We start from the raw sequence: 17,388 nt of genomic DNA, 5'->3' as shown, positions 1-17,388 counted from the left end.
CACCATGAGTAAAACCTGGAATTGGGGCATTATTGGCCCCGGAAAGATCGCCCATAAATTTGCACAGGACATTGCCAAACTGGACAATGCGCGCCTGAGTGCCGTAGCCAGCCGCTCTCAGGACCGGGCCGACCAATTTGCCCGGCAGTACGGTGCCCCCTACGCTTACGATAGCTACGAGGCCTTGCTGAAATGCCCCGAACTAGACGTCGTCTACATTGCCACCCCTCACAGCGAGCACTACCGCAATACCATGGCGTGTATTGAGGCTGGGATACCGGTGCTTTGTGAGAAGGCCTTCGCATTCAATGCCACCGAGGCAAGGGAAATGGCAGAACTGGCGCAGCGCAAAAAGGTTTTCCTTATGGAGGCCCTCTGGACCCGGTTTTTGCCCACCACTCAAAAGATATTGGAGCTCATTCAATCGGATGCCATCGGGCGGGTGGTTTCTGTGAAAGCTGATTTTGGCTTTAAAGCCGATTACAATCCCCAAAGCCGGCTATTCAACCGGGAGCTCGCTGGTGGTGCACTGCTGGATATTGGCATCTATCCGGTCTTCATTGCCTACCTGATGATGGGGCGCCCCGAGCGCATCCAAGCCATTGCCCGCATGGGGCAAACGGGGGTAGACGAAGAGCTGGGCGTACTGTTCCAAATGGGAGACGGACGTATGGCTCATTTGCATGCGACCCTGCTGGCGCACACCAAGACAGAAGCTTTCATCTACGGGGAAAAGGGGACCATTCACATACACACCCGATGGCACGAGCCTACGCACTTCAGCCTGATTGGAGAGGACAGGCGGCCACAGAATTTCCACTTTGACTATGACACCAATGGCTATTCCTACGAAGCACAGGAAGTGATGCGGTGCCTGAACGAAGGGCTAACGGAGAGTCCGCTCTGGCCACTGAGCCGTACCCTGGAACTTATGGAAACGCTGGACCGCATCCGGGCAGAGATTGGGCTGGTATATCCGGGCGAACATCAGTAGTTGATCTCGAAGCGGCCATCGGCAAGGGAGACCACTTGCTGACTGCCGGTAGCTTCGAAGTTGAAGGTGCCTTCCAGCCTGCGCCGGTCTTCATTAAGCAGATCAATACTAATGGTTCCTGATTCGGCACTCAGTGTATCACTCTGCATTGTGATGAAAATAGCGCTGAATGCTCCGGTGGGGTCCAGGTCATAGGTGCCATGGTCTGCATTTTCCGGAATCCGGAAACGGATCTGCCGGCCATTTTCACCCAGTGATTGCACCCGAATTTGCCCATCGCTAAGCGCCGTGGCGACGGAATCGGAAGTCCAGGTTGCCCCATCAATAACTGCCCGCACACCACTACTGAAAATGGGCGGAAGGGTGTCCGTGTAAGGGACTTTAGTGAAAACCCCTTCTGTAATTTCAACGCCACCACCTTCCTGCAGGCGATAGCAGCGGGCTTCGAAGCGGCCACTGATCCATTCCCGGGCAGTGTCTACTGCAGTAATGCGCAGAAAGCCATCGCCACCCGCTGTGTTAGACACATAAGTGCGTGCCCCTCCCACAGAGGTGTACGTCAGGCCATCCGGGCTGCCGGGGAGGAAAGCTACCGTTTGGGGCTGCAAATCGCCGATGGTAGCCCCCATGACGATGGCGCGTTCGTCCAGAGTGCTGCCACTGAGGGTCAGCTCGCCATCTACGTAAGCTGCCTCCAACACATCAGCCTGCCAGGAGCTGCCGTCAATGGCAGCTTTCATACTACCATCGGGGTTCAGGGTGGGTACGTCATCCCGGCATTGTGTAAATAACATGGCTAAAAGCAGCATAGGAAAAATATACTTCATGGATTTATTTTACGATCCTGGAAAAGCGGGGTTTGCCTTTCTTTTTTAACCGGATTTTGAGAGTCATGTTCTGCAAAGGAGAAAATTGGCAGGAGCTTACATACAGACCAATGCCTGCCGGCTAGGCGCTTAGTCCCTTTCAGTTGTAACCAGATAAGGGCGCAGCTCTATGCCCTTGAGATTGCGAAAGCGGCGGGAAAGTTCCAGTTGCTGAATCTTTTCCGGCTTTAGCGTTGCCATAAAGGACAAGCGCTGCCCATCCGGACTGAAACCCAGGTATTGATCAATCCGCAGCACATGCGTTTCTCCCAAAGGGCCATAGTCGAAGCCCCGGTACAGGGTGTCCATGGGCGCTGAGAAATGGACGGTGAAGCGATGGCCATCCTGTTCCACCTTCGTGACGGTTGGGCGGGCTGCTTCGTAGGCCTCTTTGAGCTTTGCTAAGGGTTGTTTGAAGTACCCCATTTGATCTACGAAAGACGCCACGGCAGCGGCAGCGCTGTAATCCAGTTCAATCAGGTCGGCGATGGCTTGTTGTTTGTCAGGGGCTTGGTGGTAGTAGTGCTCAGACAGTGCATAGCCGATGTAGTAGCCCATGTCCCGCTGCCCGAAGGGATTGGGAGCACCCGACCATACCCACCATGCGGGATGCTGATTGAAAAGCTCCTGCTTAAAGCGCTGAAAGACGGTATCGCGGTGATTCTTCCCGTAGGCAATAGCAGGCACCACCGATGGCGACTCCATACAAAGCGATGCGATGAACTCGGCGCTGCCTTCCCGCAGGACGATCGCAAGCAGGCTCGTATTGTAAGCCTCAGCCTGCTGCGTATGCACAAATTCGTGCGCCGCCAGAAATCGGACATTGTGAATGGGGTCGTAATCCCTGATATAGTCTTTGAAATATTGGTAGGAGGGAGGAAACTCGGAAGTATGGACAGTGGAGTCTGTGAAGGCCATCTCCGCCCCAAACAACACCATGGAATCGACGGTAGTACCGTTGGTCCGGAAATTGCCCATGCCGAGATAGATTTTCCCACGCTGCATGGGTGGATACAACTGCCGGAATTTTTCCAAGGCGGCACGGATATCTGCTTCAATAGGCGCACGCTGTTCCAGTAAAGGTCGCAGGGAGGCATAAAACCTGGGGTAAGCCCGGATATTGGCCAGGTACTCCTCCGGGGTATAGTTGCGTATGGCGAACAATTGCTGCTGCCCTTCGCTGGCCGGGCTGATGAATACGTCTTTGAGGATTTGGAGGTGCCGGGCGGTATCGGGTTCTGCCAGAATCTGATCATAAGCAGACCAAAACCGGTCGATATCGGCGGATACCAGGCGCTGTTCCTGATGGATTGGCCCGGGAGTGCTACAGGCGTTAAAGAGCCCTGCCAGGATAATTGCAAGAGCGAGGGGTTGCATTTTCATGTCGTGAGGTTTTAGGTTATTGCTATGCTTCCAGCCATGCTCTGATCTGCTGCATCTTCCCTTCCCGCTCAAAGTCATACACCTGCTGTACCTGATTCAGGTGTTGGTATAGCGACAAGGCTTTGCTTAACCTTGCCCGGGCGGCTTCTGCTTCAGTGGCGCTCATTAGGATTTCCCCTTCCGCCGTGAGCAGATCGGCAAGCAGGGTGAGTTGCCCTTCGTCGTAGCGCTGTGCCAGTACTTCCACCGGGTATTTGACCAGTATTTCACTTTGCTCCTGAAGCTGCTTTTGGTACTGCCCGTCCAGTAATTCCAGAGCAGCTTTGGCGTCGCCGCTATGCGATAATTTGAGCGCCCGGGCGATGACCTGCGTAAGTTGTTGCAGGACTTTGAGGAAGTAATCTTTTCGGATCATAGGGTTAAGCTCGGACTTCTCCCTCAGTTGAGCAGTTTTTTTCGACGAACTTTATCCCTCTATCGGAAAAAGGCACTCCTGAGCTATTTTGCAGCTTTCCGAAACCGCCTCAGCACCTTTCCGCCCCGGTTGCGAAAGCCGGCAGAGCCATATTCCAGCTGGCTTTCAATGGCCAGGCAAACTTCTTCCTGCAATTCAGGAATACCCGCTGCTATTTTGGCGGCAAGCGAGATGGAGAACACACGCACAGCCACGCCAGCTTTGGGGTCGAGTATCCAGCGGATAGCCCGGTCGTAAAGCACGCCCTGATGATCCTCGGGGATATCAGGCAGGCGGTCAAAGCCCTTGAGCAGCATACGGTACACTGCATCGTGCTGTGGCTGTAGCAGGGCAGCTACGGCATCATCCAGGATGGTATTCAGCAACTCCGGTTGGCGCTCCAGCGTGTGGTCCATGGCCCAGGCGGCCCGTTGGGGCAGCGGAGGTTCACCGGTTTTGATGATGTGCCACAGTGCTTCGAAGGGCCAGGCGCCTTGGACTACCTGAGTGGCGATTCGTTCCATCCCGGCTTTGCTGTAGTTTTCGTAAAGGGCGTCCGTGAGTTCCATAAGTACTGCATTTTGCGGGTTTTAAAGTACGGAATTAGCGGAAATCATTTTTGGACTTGTCCTATCCTGCTATTTTAACTCCTGCCGTGACCCGTTTTTCACACAGGGATGTTGGATTTTTTGTATCTTATTTCCGCATTGGTAACCTTATGAGTTATGCATAAATTCTACATTTTCCTGCTTGTTTGCTGTCCGCTCCTTGTGCAAGGCATGCCATGGCCAGGTTACATTGTGAGTAAAAACGGGAAAAAGCTGACTGGCCATATCGGGGTCATGCAGCACCAGTCCAGGACCAGCACCATTGTATTCATCAATGGATTTGGCGATACTTATGAGATTGAAGCCGAACGCATCAAGGGATTTGCGTTTGAAGCCCAGGGCAGGCTGTTTGCCTTTGAGAGCAAAGACCTACAGCACGCGCACCGTTTTTTGCGGATTTTGCATAAGAATGGGCCGATGGAACTGTTTGTACTCACTTATGATTCGGGCGCGACCTGGGAGTACACGCTCCAAACTTTACCGAGTATTCAGCGGTCGTACTGGATCCGGCTGCAGGGAGAAGAGACAATGGTAAAGGTTTCACGCTGGGGGTTCCGGCGCAAGCTTAGGCGGTTGCTCGGCCCAAAAGCGCCTGCACTGGCAGAAAAGATAGGACAGAAAGGCTACAGATTTGATGATATGCCGCGGATTGCCGAAATTTACAATCATTTACTGACCCCAAGGCCAAAGCCAATCGAGTTATGAAGAAAAAGTGTGTGGAGTGTGGAGAGTCCTTCCACGGACGGGCGGACAAGAAATTTTGCTCGGCCCACTGCCGTAGCAGCCATAACAACCGGCTGAACCGCGACTTCAACAACTTCATGCGCAATATCAACAACATTCTGCGCAAGAACCGCCGCATTATGGCAGATTTAAACCCTAATGGAAAGGCGTATGTCCACCGCGACAAGCTGCTGGAGCAGGGGTTTAAGTTTGCCTACTTCACCAATGAGTACGTCACCAGAGCAGGCAAGGTCTACCGCTTTTGCTACGATCAGGGGTATATCGAAAAGGATAATGGGTTTCTCACCCTGGTGGTCAGGCAGGAGTATGTGGAATAGAACTACCAGATATCTAGCCCTTCTGTAAAGGACAAGCGCTTAGATTCCAGTACACCCCCTTCCGGGCTGATTTCTTCAATGTGTACGGCTTCGTAAGTTTCCCACTCGATCCGGTAGGATTCCGAACCATCAGCATACTGTACGCTACCGATGAAGGAAACGTCTTTGTCTTCATGATTCGCTTCGTAGTACAGGCGCACGGGGCGGGGCAACTGAGATGGATAAAGGCGGGTATGGGTCTCCTCCCATTCGCCTTCGGCAGAGAAAAAGGCTTTCGCCAGGCGGTCACGGGCATCAAGGAAGGTCGCTACGAAGTCTTCTTCTTCCACGCCCCAGGTCACTGCAGCAGTCGGCACGTCCATGTACTGACGGCTGAAAGCATCTTTTACCTTGGGAGGAACGGCGTCTCCCGCTACAAAAAGCGAACAGCTAATCAGTACGCTAAGTAAAATGGTCATAAATTACATTTGGCTTTGTTGCACCAATGACAATAAGTACGCTAAGGGGTGACAAATGTTTTGGCTTTAACGCAAAAAATTATTTAAGGAGGTGCACTTTCCAGCAGGCAGGATTATGGACCTTTTTAGCGAGAGGAGTGTTGTTTTCAAAGAATTGAACCTGAACTGCAATGCACACCAGCTTTTCAAGACCACTTTACCGGCTCTTTTTATTGGCTTTCCTTTTGGTTGTTAGCGTTTGGCCAGCCCATGCGCAGTATGGGGCTATTGACCGGCATGCCCGGCAGGCACCGGACAGTCTTAGCCGTGACTTACCGGGCTTGGCGGCATATCTATCGGAAGGCGCTCAAAATGAAACGGAAAAAGCCCGGGCAGTCTACACCTGGATGTCCGGGTATTTGCAGTACGACCATCAGGCTGAGCGCAAGGGGCAGCGCATCAATCAGAACCTGCGGGACATCCTGGACCGGCGGCGGGGCCTGTGTATGGACTACGCTTTATTATATCAGGCCATTTGCCGTTATGCAGGCCTGCAGTGCGAGAAAGTCGATGGCTATGCTGCGCCCAGGCTTGCTGAGGGGCGGCAGGTTCCGGAAAAGGCAGATCATGCCTGGAATGCCGTTTGGGCAGATGGACGATGGCATCTGCTCGATGTTACCTGGGGTGAGGTGCAGGATGAGTCTCATCTGACTTACAGCACGTCCTACTTCTTCACTCCTCCGGAAGTTTTCATACTCACGCATCTTCCCGAGCAGCCGATGTGGCAGCTTCTGCCCTGCCCGGTTTCCGTGGAAGCTTTTGCTCAATCCCACACCATGCTATACCGTCAGGTCACCCAACAGGATACCTGCTGGTCGGCCATGGACTCCATTGCCGCCACCCTTAGCCTGCCTCCTGCCGCGCGCCGGCTTGCCCTTGCCCGTCAGAGTTATGCATTTAACACTACGTCTTACACCAAAAAGCAGTGGGCGGCTGCGCTATTCGATCAGGCAGTGGCTTTTGATGAACAAACCGAAGGCCTCCCCTACCCTGATAGTGCCAATACGATCGTCCGGCTCAGGCAGCAGGCCATTGAAAACGCCGAAACAGCACTGGATCTAAGCGAACCACAGACCTGGCAGCGCGAGCTTTACGCACAGTTGCTGCTCAATCAGGCGATTGGCCGGTATCAACTTCCGGATGGGCATCCTTTGTCTGCTGATGCGGAGGCTACTGTGGATATTTTGGAAACTGCTAAAGCTCAGTTGTTGCTGCTGCCACCTGAGGGGTATTTCCGGGGCTACGCGTTGCAGCAGTGTAATCGTTTGCTGGAGCAGCTCTCGGGTGGAAATTGAAGATTTTCACTACATTTATACTGACGATTAAGTGGTTTGCCACAGCAAACCTACTCAATGTCAGCATTTACGCTGGGAAGTGGCTTGCTCCGATGTCGCAAATCCAAGATCCCAGACGATGAATGTCTGGATCAGTGACCCGACATTTATCGTCGGTGACCACTTCGTATTGCGTATAATCCTAAAAACATGCCCATACAGGACCAATTTCAGCTCAACGGCAAGACCGCCATCATCACCGGTGCCAGCAAAGGCATTGGGGAAGCTATCGCCCATGCCCTGCACGAAGCAGGTGCCAACGTCGTCGTCTCCAGCCGCAAACAGGAAGCCGTGGACCAGGTCGCTCAGACGCTGGGCGAGCGAAGCCTTGCTGTTGCCGCTAATGCCGGAAAGCCCGACGAACTCCAAAACCTGATCGACCGCACCCTTGAAGCGTTTGGGGGGATTGACATCATCGTCAATAATGCCGCTGCCAATCCGGTATTCGGACCGGTGGAAAATACGGAGACCTGGGCGTACGACAAGATTATGGATGTCAACGTCAGGGGCCCGTTTGAGCTGTGCAAGCGGGCACTGCCACATCTGAAAGCTGGCGGGGGCTCCATTATCAATATTAGCAGTGTGGGCGGACTGAGCCCGGAGCATCAGCTGGGCATTTACAGCGTGAGCAAGGCTGCACTGATTTCCCTTACGAAGGTAATGGCTAAAGAATGGGGCCCGCAGGGCGTCCGGGCGAATGTCATCTGCCCCGGGCTGATAAAAACCAAGTTCAGCGAAGCGTTGTGGAGCAACGAGAAAATCCTGAAGTATGCCCTGGCGCAACTGCCTATTCCGCGGGTGGGCTCGGTGGAGGAGGTAGCCGGGCTGGCTCTTTTTCTGGCAGCGCCCGCCAGTAGTTACTGTACCGGCGGGGTGTATACGGCGGATGGTGGGTTTACGATCTAACTCCGGCTATTCACCTCCGCAATCACCTTGCGCACCCGGTCGAGCTGCACCGGGTAGTCCAGAATATTCTGAAACAGGTACTGCTTTTTGAGGTCCGGGTAGGGCTTCAGTACTTCTGCGATCAGCTCGTCAGTCACGATCTGAGGCATGCCAGTCTGCATATCGATGAGGATGCCAACGGTTTTGCCAGAGGGGATACCCGCGTCCACAAAGGTAGATTTGATGGGGAAGTGGACCCGGTCGACCAGGAAAAGGTAGCGCCCTTTCTCCAGCACGCGGGTATAGTAATGAGCGCCTCCGGGGTAGGCATTACCGCGAATAAAAAGCTCATTGCCATCTTTAAGGGCATAAAAATTATGGCGCTCATGCTGATCGCGGTTGCGCAGCCGGTAGCGCTCCAGCCTGCCCATCAATCGCTTAAGCTTGCCAGGGAAGGCGTTCGTCCGCCCCTGCTTGAGGTCCAGGAAGTTGCTGGCTGTTTGCAAGCCCCGGGAATCTGATGCCCAGGCCTCTGTTTGGCTCATTTCACGGAAATCTTGATTCTCCCAACGCTCCTGATAGTACTGCAGGCAACGAAAGAAGGCGTCCTCCATACGTGGGGAGTGCCCTTTGGCTACGGTGAGCTGATCGCCGGAAAGGGTCACCGCCACTTCCTGTGTGGGCTTGCCAGGGGCGTCAAACAACAGGTGCAGGCGGATGTAGCCCTCACCATCCTCCAGCTCGCGGCGTAAGTCCTCCCAAAGGTAAAGTTGCTTTACCCGCAAAACCACAGGTACGGCTTCGGCATCATGCATGAGCCAACCATTCATGCGGGACTTGAGATTGGAGAAAAATTCGGATTCAGCAATCAGCGGACGCTTGATATCACAATCGGCTCCCCGGTTTACGATACCGAGGTTGGCGGTAAAATTGCGCTCATCCTGGATTTCGGCAATGTAAAAATCGCTTTCCATTATCTTATCGATGCGCTGGGCGGCACCGATTACGCGAAATTCGACTTGCGCCTGCAGGGCGGTACATCCGGTCAGCAGGAGGATAAATATGGGTAAAAGTCTGGGCTTCATGAGCAGTCATTTCAGGTATTCATGGAATTGCCAATAAAAAATATGGCACCACGTAAGTTACAAAACAATCTACTTACAAATAGCTGGCTTTCGGTACTTGTTTACCAGAATGTCCGGTATCTAACAGCAAGACCTGCATTTTCATAGGGCAAACGCACCACAATTTGAATGTAATTGGAGCAATTTTGGAACATGTCGCGAAACTCGTAAGAGCGGGTGGCGGCTGCCGAAATTGTATGTTCGACGGAGGAGTCCCGCAAATCGGCCGTGCCCTTGGTAGGCGGCACCTGGGTGCTCAGCCTCGCCCGGCGCTCTCCTTTCGCCGGGCGTGCTTGTTAGGTTGGTCTTGGGTTTCGAGCGTTGCCGGTGGGTTTGGCTTTGGGCAAATCTTCCATTTTCTTTTGCCTTGACGCAAAAGAAACAAAAACTCAAGGCTGTGGCTGCTGAGTGCGGTCCTGGGTTTCGAGCGTTGCCGGTCGGTTTGGCTGGCTCGCCCGGCGCTCTCCTTTCGCCGGGCGTGCTTGTTAGGTTGGTCTTGGGTTTCGAGCGTTGCCGGTCGGTGTGGCGCTATTTTTGGGTAATGAAAACTTAGTTTGGTGCGTTTGCCTTGGTGCCTTATCCCTTTCTAATGGCTGCCGCAAAACCTTCCGTGTCCAGTGCGTTCATACACTCCGCAGCGGTAAGCCCGCCCTTCCTGCCGGCTAAGACGCCGTAACGGATATCGTGCATGCCGCTGGTGCTGTGGGCATCGGGGTTGATGCTGAGCAAGATACCTTTCTCCAGCGCATAGGGCACCCAGGTCCAATCCAGGTCCAGCCGGTAAGGGTTGGCGTTGATTTCCACGCTCACGCCATTGGCCGCGCAGGCATCCAGGACCTTTTGATGGTCGATGGGATAGCCGGGGCGGGACAACAGCAGCCGGCCGGTGGGGTGGCCGAGCATCGTGGTGTATGGATTTTCAATCGCCGTGATGAGGCGCTGTGTGGCCTTGTCTTCGTCCATACGCAAGTTACTGTGGACGGAGGCGATGATAAAATCAAAGGCTCTAAGCACATCCTCCTCGTAGTCCAGGCTGCCATCGTTGAGGATATCACTTTCTATGCCTTTGAAGATGCGGAAGGGTGCCAGTTCCTGATTCAGGGCATCCACTTCCTCCATTTGTTCGAATACACGCTCCGGCTTCAGCCCGTTGGCGTAGAACGCAGACTTGGAGTGGTCGGTCAGGCCGAGGTACTGAAAGCCCCGGGCTTTGGCGTATTCCGCCATTTCCCGTAAGGTGTGGGCGCCATCGCTATAGGTGGTATGGGCATGTACAACCCCCTTGATGTCCGCCTCGGTGATGAGCTCGGGCAGGTCGTTGTTGCGGGCGCGCTCCAGTGCCCAGGCCTGCTCGCGCAGCTCCGGGGCGATGAAGGGTAGTTTCAGGATATTGAAAACGGCGGGCTCGCCGGCTTGCCCGGCCCAGTCTGCAGCGGGGGCTTTTGCAGTTACAGCTTCCAGGAAGGTATCACTGGCGGTAAGCGTGAAGAGCTGAGTGCCAAATTCGGCGGCCGGGCAGGTGTAAACCTTAACGGGTACCTCCGCTTCGGTGGTGGTTTTGGCGGCATGGGCGGCACCTTCGGGGCTCACCTCCTTCAGCACGCCCAGGTCTGACAGTACTTCAGCGGCTCCCTCCTGCCCTACCAGGATCTCTATTTCATCGATGACCACCGCCTTTCGGCGAATCGCACCGCAGCAATCTACAGGCACTTCGGGCAGGACTTTTTGAACGGCTGCGAGCAGTTGCTCTGCTTCCGCCTCGATGGCGGCGTAGTGGAACCGGTTTTTAGACTTTTGGTAGTATTCCAGCTTTTTGCGGAGCTCTTCCTGCGTCTTGGACCCGAAGCCTTTGAGTTCCACAAGGCGGTTTTCGTTGACTGCATAGAGGAGCTCGCCTACGGACTCCACGCCCAGTCCTTCCCAGACCGCCATGATTTTCTTGGGCCCGAAGCCTTTGATGTTAAGCATTTCCTGAATGCCTTCCGGTGTCTTGGCCCGGTATTTTTCCAGGGTAGCCATTTGCCCGGCATCCAACAGCTCCTGAATTTTGCCGCTGATGGCTTTGCCTACGCCCTTGATGCTGCCGATCTCCTCGGGACTGAGCTCAGAGAGGGGTTGCTCATAGGCGCGCAGATTGCGGTAGGCACTCTGATAGGAACGGATTTTGAACGGATTCTCCCCGTGCAGTTCCATCAGCTGCCCGAGCTGCCGAAAGTGTTGTGCGATTTCTTTGTTGGTCATTGGGGTGCTTTTAAAACTCGACTTCCAGTTCCAGGGTCTCTTCGCCCCGCTTGACGACCACATTAGTCTTGTCGCCTTTCTCAAATTGGCCCAGGCCTTCCATGTAGCCGTAGATGTCTTTGACCGCTGTATCACCAATTTTCAGGATGATGTCTCCTTTCTTCATGCCCGCATTATCCGCTGTGCGCCCCTCCATCACACCATCGATGCGCATGCCGGTGCCCTGAAAGACATAGTCCGGCATGACACCGAGCGTCACTTTGTATGCTGCCGGGCGGCGGCTTTCCTGCTCGTCCTTGGTTTTGGTGAATGCAATTTTACCTGCATCGTCCAGTTCCTCGATCAGTGCCAGGATGTAGTCTGTGGTGAGCAACAGGCCTTTGTAGTTGACCAGCTCGGAGTCGTCTTCCGGCTTGTGGTAGTCTTCATGCTGGCCGGTGAAGAAATGCAGCACGGGGATATCCTCCAGGTAGAAGGAAGTGTGATCGCTTGGCCCAATGCCAGACTCTGAAACGACCGTGGAAATACCTCCCACGGATAAATCTGCGAGCGATCCATCCCATTCGGGTGAAGTACCGGCACCGTTGACGGACAGGGTCTTTTCTTCATTAAGGCGGCCCACCATGTCGAGATTGAGCATGTAGTTGACTTTCTTCAGGTTGATGGTGGGGTTTTGGACGTAATATTTCGAGCCAAATAAGCCCATTTCCTCACCTGAAAAAGCGATGAACAGGTAGTTGTTATTGGTGGATTTGCCTTCAGAGAGCACCTCTGCCAGGCGGAAAATCCCGGCTACGCCGCTTGCGTTATCATCTGCCCCATTATGGATGGCCGGGTCGCCTGTGTGGCGGGACCCCATGATGCCGTGCCCCAGGTGGTCGTAGTGCGCGCCGATGACGATGGTGTAATCTGCGCCGTTGTCGAGGTAGCCAATGACGTTGCGGGCGGTGCGCTCTTCCGTTTCTTTAGCATGAGGGTGCGCTTTGTACTGCACCTCAAAATCCTGATACCATTCGCCCCCGTACCCTTTGGGCTCCAGCCCTATTTCTTCGAAGCGATAGGCGATGTAATCGGCGGCCATGCGCTCGCCCTTTTTGCCGGTCTCCCGCCCCTGCAGCAGATCAGAAGCCAGGTAAACGACATCGACCTGCAGTTGGAGGGCAGGGTCGTGCTGCGCGGTTGAAGTCATTGGCGAAAGCCCCAATACAAGGGCTAAAGCGAGGGCGTAACCTATCTTTGAAGTACCGTTCAGAATCATTGGTTGATGTTTTTGTAGCGTTTATTTGGAGTGAACAGCCAAAGCGGTATTCCGGCTGTCACCCGGTTGTCAGAAAATCAAAATTTATTAGACTTGTTCAACTAGAGCCTCAAACAGCTGCAAGTGGCAAATTTTATCTTGCTCGTCGTTAAAAAGCCTCGCCGATGCTTAGGCATCGCCTACGTTTTTTGCCTGGATCAAAATAAAATTTGCTACACTTTCGCTCGTTCAGGCCTAGCTGAACAAGTCTATTGGAATAAAGCCTCCACATCCACATCCGCTCCTTTGGCGATGTGGCTCCGGTCATTGCGCTCTACCTGTGCGCAGGCGGTGAAAGGGTCATGCTCAAAGAACAGATAATGCCCCCGGTCTACGCCATCTTCCAGGATACGCCCCTTTTCCCGCATGGTATCGAGGGGGCGCAGGTCGTAGCTCATCACGTAGGGCATACCAATGTGGAAGGAGGAGGGGATCACATCCGCACAGTAGACGAGGGTATGATCGCCCTGATGGAAAATCGGCACCATCATCGCTTCCGTATGCCCGTAGACGAAGCGGATATCGATACCGGGCAGCCATTCCAGATCATCTTTCTGTACGTCGATGAACTGGAGAACGCCCGCCTTTTTCAGGGGCACAAAATTTTCTTTCAGGAAGGAAGCCTTTTCCCGTGGATTAGGATAATAAGCCCAGTTGTAATGCACCTCGTTAGACCAGTAGGTGGCATTGGGGAAAGCAGGCACAAGGTTCTTATCCGCATCGTACTTCACCGCTCCGCCCACATGGTCAAAGTGCAGGTGGGTCAGCAATACATCGGTGATGGACTCGGGCTCGAAGCCTGCTTTTCGAAGGCTGCCCAGGAGGGAAGCTTCTCCGTGCGGCTCAAAGTGGGAGCGAAATTTCTCGTCCTGCTTATCGCCAATACCGGTGTCTACCAGTATACGGCGCTCCCCGTGCTCAATGAGCAGGCAGCGCATAGACCAGGTGCAAAGGTTATTTTCGTCGGGCTTGTTTTTCTTTTGCCAGAGGGTCTTGGGCACCACGCCGAACATGGCGCCGCCGTCCAACTTGAAATACCCGGTTTCTATGATGTGGATGGTCATTATATGGTGTTTTGGGTGTAATCAGTAAAAGAGCATTAAGAAAAACCAATACGGGACTGCCCAGCTTTCAAAGAGTCCTTCAAAGCCGCCATACGGATAGCGGTTACGGCCGCTTCCACGCCTTTATTGCCGTGCTTACCGCCCGCGCGGTCCCGGGCCTGCTCTTCGGTATTTGGCGTAAGGACCCCAAAAATGAACGGTTTACCGTATACCATGCTTAGGTTGGTGAGCCCGCTGGCCACCGCCTGATTGATGTACTCATTGTGGGAAGTTTCGCCTTTAATGACGCAGCCCAGGCAGATGACGGCATCGAGTTTGTGCTTGTCGATCATCATTTTGGCGCCAGCCGGCAGCTCAAAGGAGCCAGGCACCTGAGCGGTATGGATATTGGCTTCCTTCGCGCCGTGTTTGATAAGGGTGTCGTAGCAGCCCTCGTAGAGCGCGTGGGTAATTTCGGGGTTCCAGTCGGCCACCACGATACCAAAGGCAAACTCCTCTGCGGAGGGCAATTGCGCTTCGTCGTAGGTGGAAAGGTTCTTTAATGCACTTGCCATAATTGATGTGGATTAGGGGACAAATTAGAAAAGGTAAGGCTCTCATCAAAGAAGAACCTTACCTTTCCGATAGTAGTTTAATGCAGCGGGAAATTATCCCTGAGAAGCGCGGACGATATACTTTTCGATATCGCGGCTTACCGGAGAACCAGGGTATTCTTCCTTGATACGCTCGTAGGAAGCCCTGGCATCGGCCATATTGCCGTTGCGCTCGTGCAACATTCCAATCTTCTTCAGGTAGTAGGGCGTCAGCACTTCGTTATCGCCGGCACTGACTGCCTTTTTGTACTGCTTCATTGCCGCATCGAAGTCACCCAGCTCGGAGTACGCATCGCCAAGGGCGCCATGCTTCATGACCGGTGTCACTTCACCCGCCGGGCTGTAGTCCTTCAGGTAGTCGAGTGCAGCCTCGTACTTGCCCAGGTGCAGGTAAGAAACGCCAGCGTAGTACTTAGCCATATTACCGGCATCGGTACCGCCGTAGTTGTCGATTACATCAAGGAAGCCCATGTAGCCGCCACCGGGGTTGGTGAGTGCCAGTGCAAAGGAATCCTGTTCGAAGCGCTGCTGCGCCCGGAACATCTGCTCCACCGCTTCCTGCTGCTTCGGCTTCTGATAAAAATTCTTATAGGCGAGGAAGCCGCCTACGATGAGAACGAGCGCCACCAGGCCACCAAAGATATAATTCTGATTGGCGTCCATGAAGCCCTGCGCCTGATCGCGCACCTCCACAATATCTACCAACGTCTCGTCTGACTGCTTCTGATTTCTTTTTCTTCTTGCCATTATAACTTACAGTTTTTGAAAAGCTGGGCAAAAATAAGGTAAAGTTTGATAGCGGCAAATTAATTTCCTTAATTTCACCCAACGTAATATACCGACGATAAAGTGGTTTGCCATAGCAAACCGACTTGATGTCGGCATTAACGCTGGAAAGTGGCCTGCGCCTGTCCTGACAAGCTACGCTTCGTCAGTGGCCGATGTCGCAAATCATAGATCCCAGACGATGAATGTCTGGACTGTAAGCCCGACATTTATCGTCGGTGACCACTTTGTTAAGCGTAAACAACCCGTTGGCATGGCTTATACTTATGAGTACCCACGGCCGGCCCTGACCGTGGACTGTGTGATTTTCGGACTGGATGAGAGCCATCAGCTGAAAGTGCTGCTGATACAGCGCAAGAATGACCCGTTTGCCGGGCGCTGGGCCCTGCCGGGCGGCTTTGTGGATATGGACGAGAGCCTGGAGGCAGCTGCCCTGCGCGAGCTGGAGGAAGAGACCGGCGTCCGGGATGTGTTCATTGAGCAGCTTTTCACCTTTGGTGCGCCGGAGCGCGACCCCCGGGGCCGGGTGGTCAGCGTGGCTTACTACGCGCTGGTCAACCTGAGCGAGCACCCCGTTGAGGCGGCTTCTGATGCCCGGCAGGTGGAATGGTTCCCGGTGCAGGAGCTCCCGCCACTGGCGTTTGACCATGACAAAATCCTGCAGATGGCGACCAACCGCCTGCGGGCCAAGGTACGCTATCAGCCCATTGGCTTCGAGCTGCTGCCCGAGCAGTTTACCCTTTCTCAGTTGCAGCAATTGTATGAGACGGTACTGGGCGTGGACGAGCTCAACAAGCGCAACTTCCGCACCCGCATTCTCAAAATGGGCGTGCTGCGCGAGGTGGGCAAACAGGAAAACGTGGCCCACCGCCCTGCCAAGTTGTATAGTTTTGACAAGGAAGCCTACGAGCAACTCTTCCGGGAGCGGTACGACGACTTACTCCGCCGGGGAGTAGACTTCGAAATATAAATTGATTCAGCCGAACTGCCTGCTATGCCTGCCGCACGTTTCTTCACCGGTACTTCTACCATGATTTTGCTCAGCAGCCTTTTGCTTTTGCCAGGTTGCAAGGATGACCCGCCACCTGCGGAAAAGCACGCTCAGGATTCGACGGCAACCTTACCCGGCCGGGCGGAGGACTTTGATAGGGCAGAACAGCCCTGGGGCTTTATTGGGCGAAACGGGCGTTTTCGCATCCCGCCCCGCTTCGACGAAGTACGGGCTTTTTCAGAAGGGCTGGCGGCGGTGCGCCTGGGCGGATACTGGGGTTATATTGATCCGGAAGGGCGTATGGCCATTGAACCGCAGTTTCAGGCTGCTTTCCCTTTTCGGGAAGGGCTGGCACGGGTGCTGACCTACCCCGACAGCAAAATGGGTTTCATCAACCGGAGTGGCGAATGGGTGATCGATCCGGGCTACGATCAGCTGAATGACTTTGAAGAAGGGCGGGCCAGGGTGCGCGTTGGAGCACAATATGGTTATCTTAATGGTCAAGGCGCCCTTATCATTGGACCGACCTTTGAGCGGGCTTCCGATTTTCAGAATGGCACAGCCGCAGTGAGGTCAGGAGGCAAATACGGACTTATTGATACCCTGGGGCAATGGATAATACCCGCCGCTTACGCGAAAACGGACCCCATGTCAAACCGGCGTATCCGGGCACGGCAGGAGGGGTATTATGGTTTTCTGCGCCCGGATGGCCAAACCGCAGTCCCCTTTGAATGGCTGGATGCCCGGGACTTTACGAATGACCGGGCGGTAGTCAGCCGGGATAGCCTGTACCAACTCATTGGCCCCAACGGACAGCTCATCACGGGCAACGCTTACCAGCAACTCTGGTACGTAGGTGAAAACTTCTGGGCCTTTGAGCAGGAAGGGCATTACGGCTTCATCGACCGGAACGGCGAGGAGATCGTGCCGGCACAGTTTGACCAGCTGATGTCCTTTAGCGAAGGGCTCATCCCCTACCGGATGGGGCGGCGCTGGGGGTACCTGCATCAGGACGGGCGGGTCATTACCCCTCCTGAGTTCTTTCTGGCCTGGGGCTTTTCGGAGGGGCTGGCACGGGTCGCCACCCGCAACGGCATGGCCTTCATCGACACGACCGGAGCGATTGCGATCCCCACCAACTTTCAGGATGTAAGAGATTTCTCCGAGGGGCTGGCACCGGGACGATAATTTTGACAGGAAAAAACAAAAT

The 17,388-nt window shown here is 54.2% G+C and carries 18 protein-coding genes; 7 read left to right on the top strand and 11 right to left on the bottom strand.

All coding sequences use genetic code 11. The annotated features are described in order from the left end of the window. Nucleotides 1–4: 4 nt before the first annotated feature. Nucleotides 5–994, top strand: coding sequence for a Gfo/Idh/MocA family protein (locus ACO08I_RS23590; protein ID WP_421947302.1), 990 nt, complete (start codon nucleotides 5–7; stop codon nucleotides 992–994). On the opposite strand, the gene ACO08I_RS23585 is transcribed toward ACO08I_RS23590, so the two are convergent. From ACO08I_RS23585 to ACO08I_RS23570, 4 genes are all read right to left on the bottom strand, one after another. Further along, entirely contained in the window at nucleotides 988–1,821 is an 834-nt protein-coding gene (locus tag ACO08I_RS23585) for a DUF6252 family protein (RefSeq protein ID WP_282780165.1), read from the bottom strand. The two genes, ACO08I_RS23590 and ACO08I_RS23585, sit on opposite strands and share 7 nt — an antisense overlap. Nucleotides 1,822–1,950: 129 nt before the next feature. Then, nucleotides 1,951–3,243: a hypothetical protein gene (locus ACO08I_RS23580; protein WP_421947301.1), complete on the bottom strand. Its 1,293-nt coding sequence runs from the start codon at nucleotides 3,241–3,243 to the stop codon at nucleotides 1,951–1,953. A 22-nt stretch (nucleotides 3,244–3,265) separates the two neighbouring features. Further along, the gene (locus tag ACO08I_RS23575; RefSeq protein ID WP_044215770.1) at nucleotides 3,266–3,658 is read right to left on the bottom strand and encodes a hypothetical protein; all 393 of its coding nucleotides are present in this window, start codon (nucleotides 3,656–3,658) and stop codon (nucleotides 3,266–3,268) included. 83 nt (nucleotides 3,659–3,741) lie between these two features. Beyond that, complete coding sequence (locus ACO08I_RS23570; RefSeq protein ID WP_282780170.1) at nucleotides 3,742–4,266, bottom strand: hypothetical protein; 525 nt, start codon at nucleotides 4,264–4,266, stop codon at nucleotides 3,742–3,744. Between the two features lie 156 nt (nucleotides 4,267–4,422). On the opposite strand from ACO08I_RS23570, the gene ACO08I_RS23565 reads away from it, so the two are divergent. After that, on the top strand, nucleotides 4,423–5,010 hold the full coding sequence (locus ACO08I_RS23565) for a hypothetical protein (protein WP_282780172.1): 588 nt from the start codon (nucleotides 4,423–4,425) through the stop codon (nucleotides 5,008–5,010). Beyond that, the gene (locus ACO08I_RS23560; RefSeq protein ID WP_282780173.1) at nucleotides 5,007–5,366 is read left to right on the top strand and encodes a hypothetical protein; all 360 of its coding nucleotides are present in this window, start codon (nucleotides 5,007–5,009) and stop codon (nucleotides 5,364–5,366) included. Before ACO08I_RS23565 ends, ACO08I_RS23560 begins: the two co-directional genes overlap by 4 nt. A gap of 2 nt (nucleotides 5,367–5,368) precedes the next feature. Here ACO08I_RS23560 and ACO08I_RS23555 read toward each other — a convergent pair whose 3' ends face one another. Then, on the bottom strand, nucleotides 5,369–5,824 hold the full coding sequence (locus ACO08I_RS23555; RefSeq protein ID WP_282780175.1) for a PepSY-like domain-containing protein: 456 nt from the start codon (nucleotides 5,822–5,824) through the stop codon (nucleotides 5,369–5,371). Between the two features lie 170 nt (nucleotides 5,825–5,994). Between ACO08I_RS23555 and ACO08I_RS23550 the strand changes: the two genes are divergently transcribed. Together ACO08I_RS23550 and ACO08I_RS23545 are read left to right on the top strand one after the other, a co-directional pair. After that, a complete protein-coding gene (locus tag ACO08I_RS23550; RefSeq protein WP_282780177.1) occupies nucleotides 5,995–7,158 on the top strand; it encodes a transglutaminase domain-containing protein in 1,164 nt (387 codons plus the stop codon). Between the two features lie 189 nt (nucleotides 7,159–7,347). Then, nucleotides 7,348–8,103 carry a glucose 1-dehydrogenase gene (locus ACO08I_RS23545; RefSeq protein WP_282780179.1) on the top strand — a complete coding sequence of 252 codons (756 nt, stop codon included), beginning with the start codon at nucleotides 7,348–7,350 and terminating at the stop codon, nucleotides 8,101–8,103. Here ACO08I_RS23545 and ACO08I_RS23540 read toward each other — a convergent pair. The 6 genes from ACO08I_RS23540 to ACO08I_RS23515 form a co-directional block, all read right to left on the bottom strand. Continuing rightward, nucleotides 8,100–9,167, bottom strand: coding sequence for a hypothetical protein (locus ACO08I_RS23540; RefSeq protein ID WP_421947300.1), 1,068 nt, complete (start codon nucleotides 9,165–9,167; stop codon nucleotides 8,100–8,102). The genes ACO08I_RS23545 and ACO08I_RS23540 overlap by 4 nt on opposite strands. 615 nt (nucleotides 9,168–9,782) lie before the next feature. Continuing rightward, complete coding sequence (locus ACO08I_RS23535; RefSeq protein WP_421947299.1) at nucleotides 9,783–11,447, bottom strand: PHP domain-containing protein; 1,665 nt, start codon at nucleotides 11,445–11,447, stop codon at nucleotides 9,783–9,785. A gap of 10 nt (nucleotides 11,448–11,457) precedes the next feature. Beyond that, nucleotides 11,458–12,705, bottom strand: coding sequence for a M28 family peptidase (locus tag ACO08I_RS23530; protein WP_421947298.1), 1,248 nt, complete (start codon nucleotides 12,703–12,705; stop codon nucleotides 11,458–11,460). Between the two features lie 248 nt (nucleotides 12,706–12,953). Then, a complete protein-coding gene (locus ACO08I_RS23525; RefSeq protein WP_421947297.1) occupies nucleotides 12,954–13,808 on the bottom strand; it encodes an MBL fold metallo-hydrolase in 855 nt (284 codons plus the stop codon). A gap of 35 nt (nucleotides 13,809–13,843) precedes the next feature. Beyond that, entirely contained in the window at nucleotides 13,844–14,362 is a 519-nt protein-coding gene (ribH, locus tag ACO08I_RS23520) for a 6,7-dimethyl-8-ribityllumazine synthase (protein WP_044215788.1), read from the bottom strand. 93 nt (nucleotides 14,363–14,455) lie between these two features. Next, nucleotides 14,456–15,148, bottom strand: a complete 693-nt coding sequence (locus ACO08I_RS23515; RefSeq protein WP_282780189.1) for a tetratricopeptide repeat protein — start codon at nucleotides 15,146–15,148, stop codon at nucleotides 14,456–14,458. A 292-nt stretch (nucleotides 15,149–15,440) separates the two neighbouring features. Here ACO08I_RS23515 and ACO08I_RS23510 point away from each other — a divergent pair, with 292 nt between their 5' ends. Next, nucleotides 15,441–16,157, top strand: coding sequence for an NUDIX hydrolase (locus ACO08I_RS23510; protein ID WP_293568695.1), 717 nt, complete (start codon nucleotides 15,441–15,443; stop codon nucleotides 16,155–16,157). Between the two features lie 24 nt (nucleotides 16,158–16,181). Next, complete coding sequence (locus ACO08I_RS23505) at nucleotides 16,182–17,366, top strand: WG repeat-containing protein (protein WP_421947296.1); 1,185 nt, start codon at nucleotides 16,182–16,184, stop codon at nucleotides 17,364–17,366. The last annotated feature ends 22 nt before the right edge of the window (nucleotides 17,367–17,388 follow it).

It is taken from the genome of Phaeodactylibacter xiamenensis (assembly GCF_965229835.1).
GTDB classification, from domain to species: Bacteria; Bacteroidota; Bacteroidia; order Chitinophagales; family Saprospiraceae; genus Phaeodactylibacter; species Phaeodactylibacter xiamenensis.
This window is presented reverse-complemented; position numbering and strand designations above follow the sequence as displayed.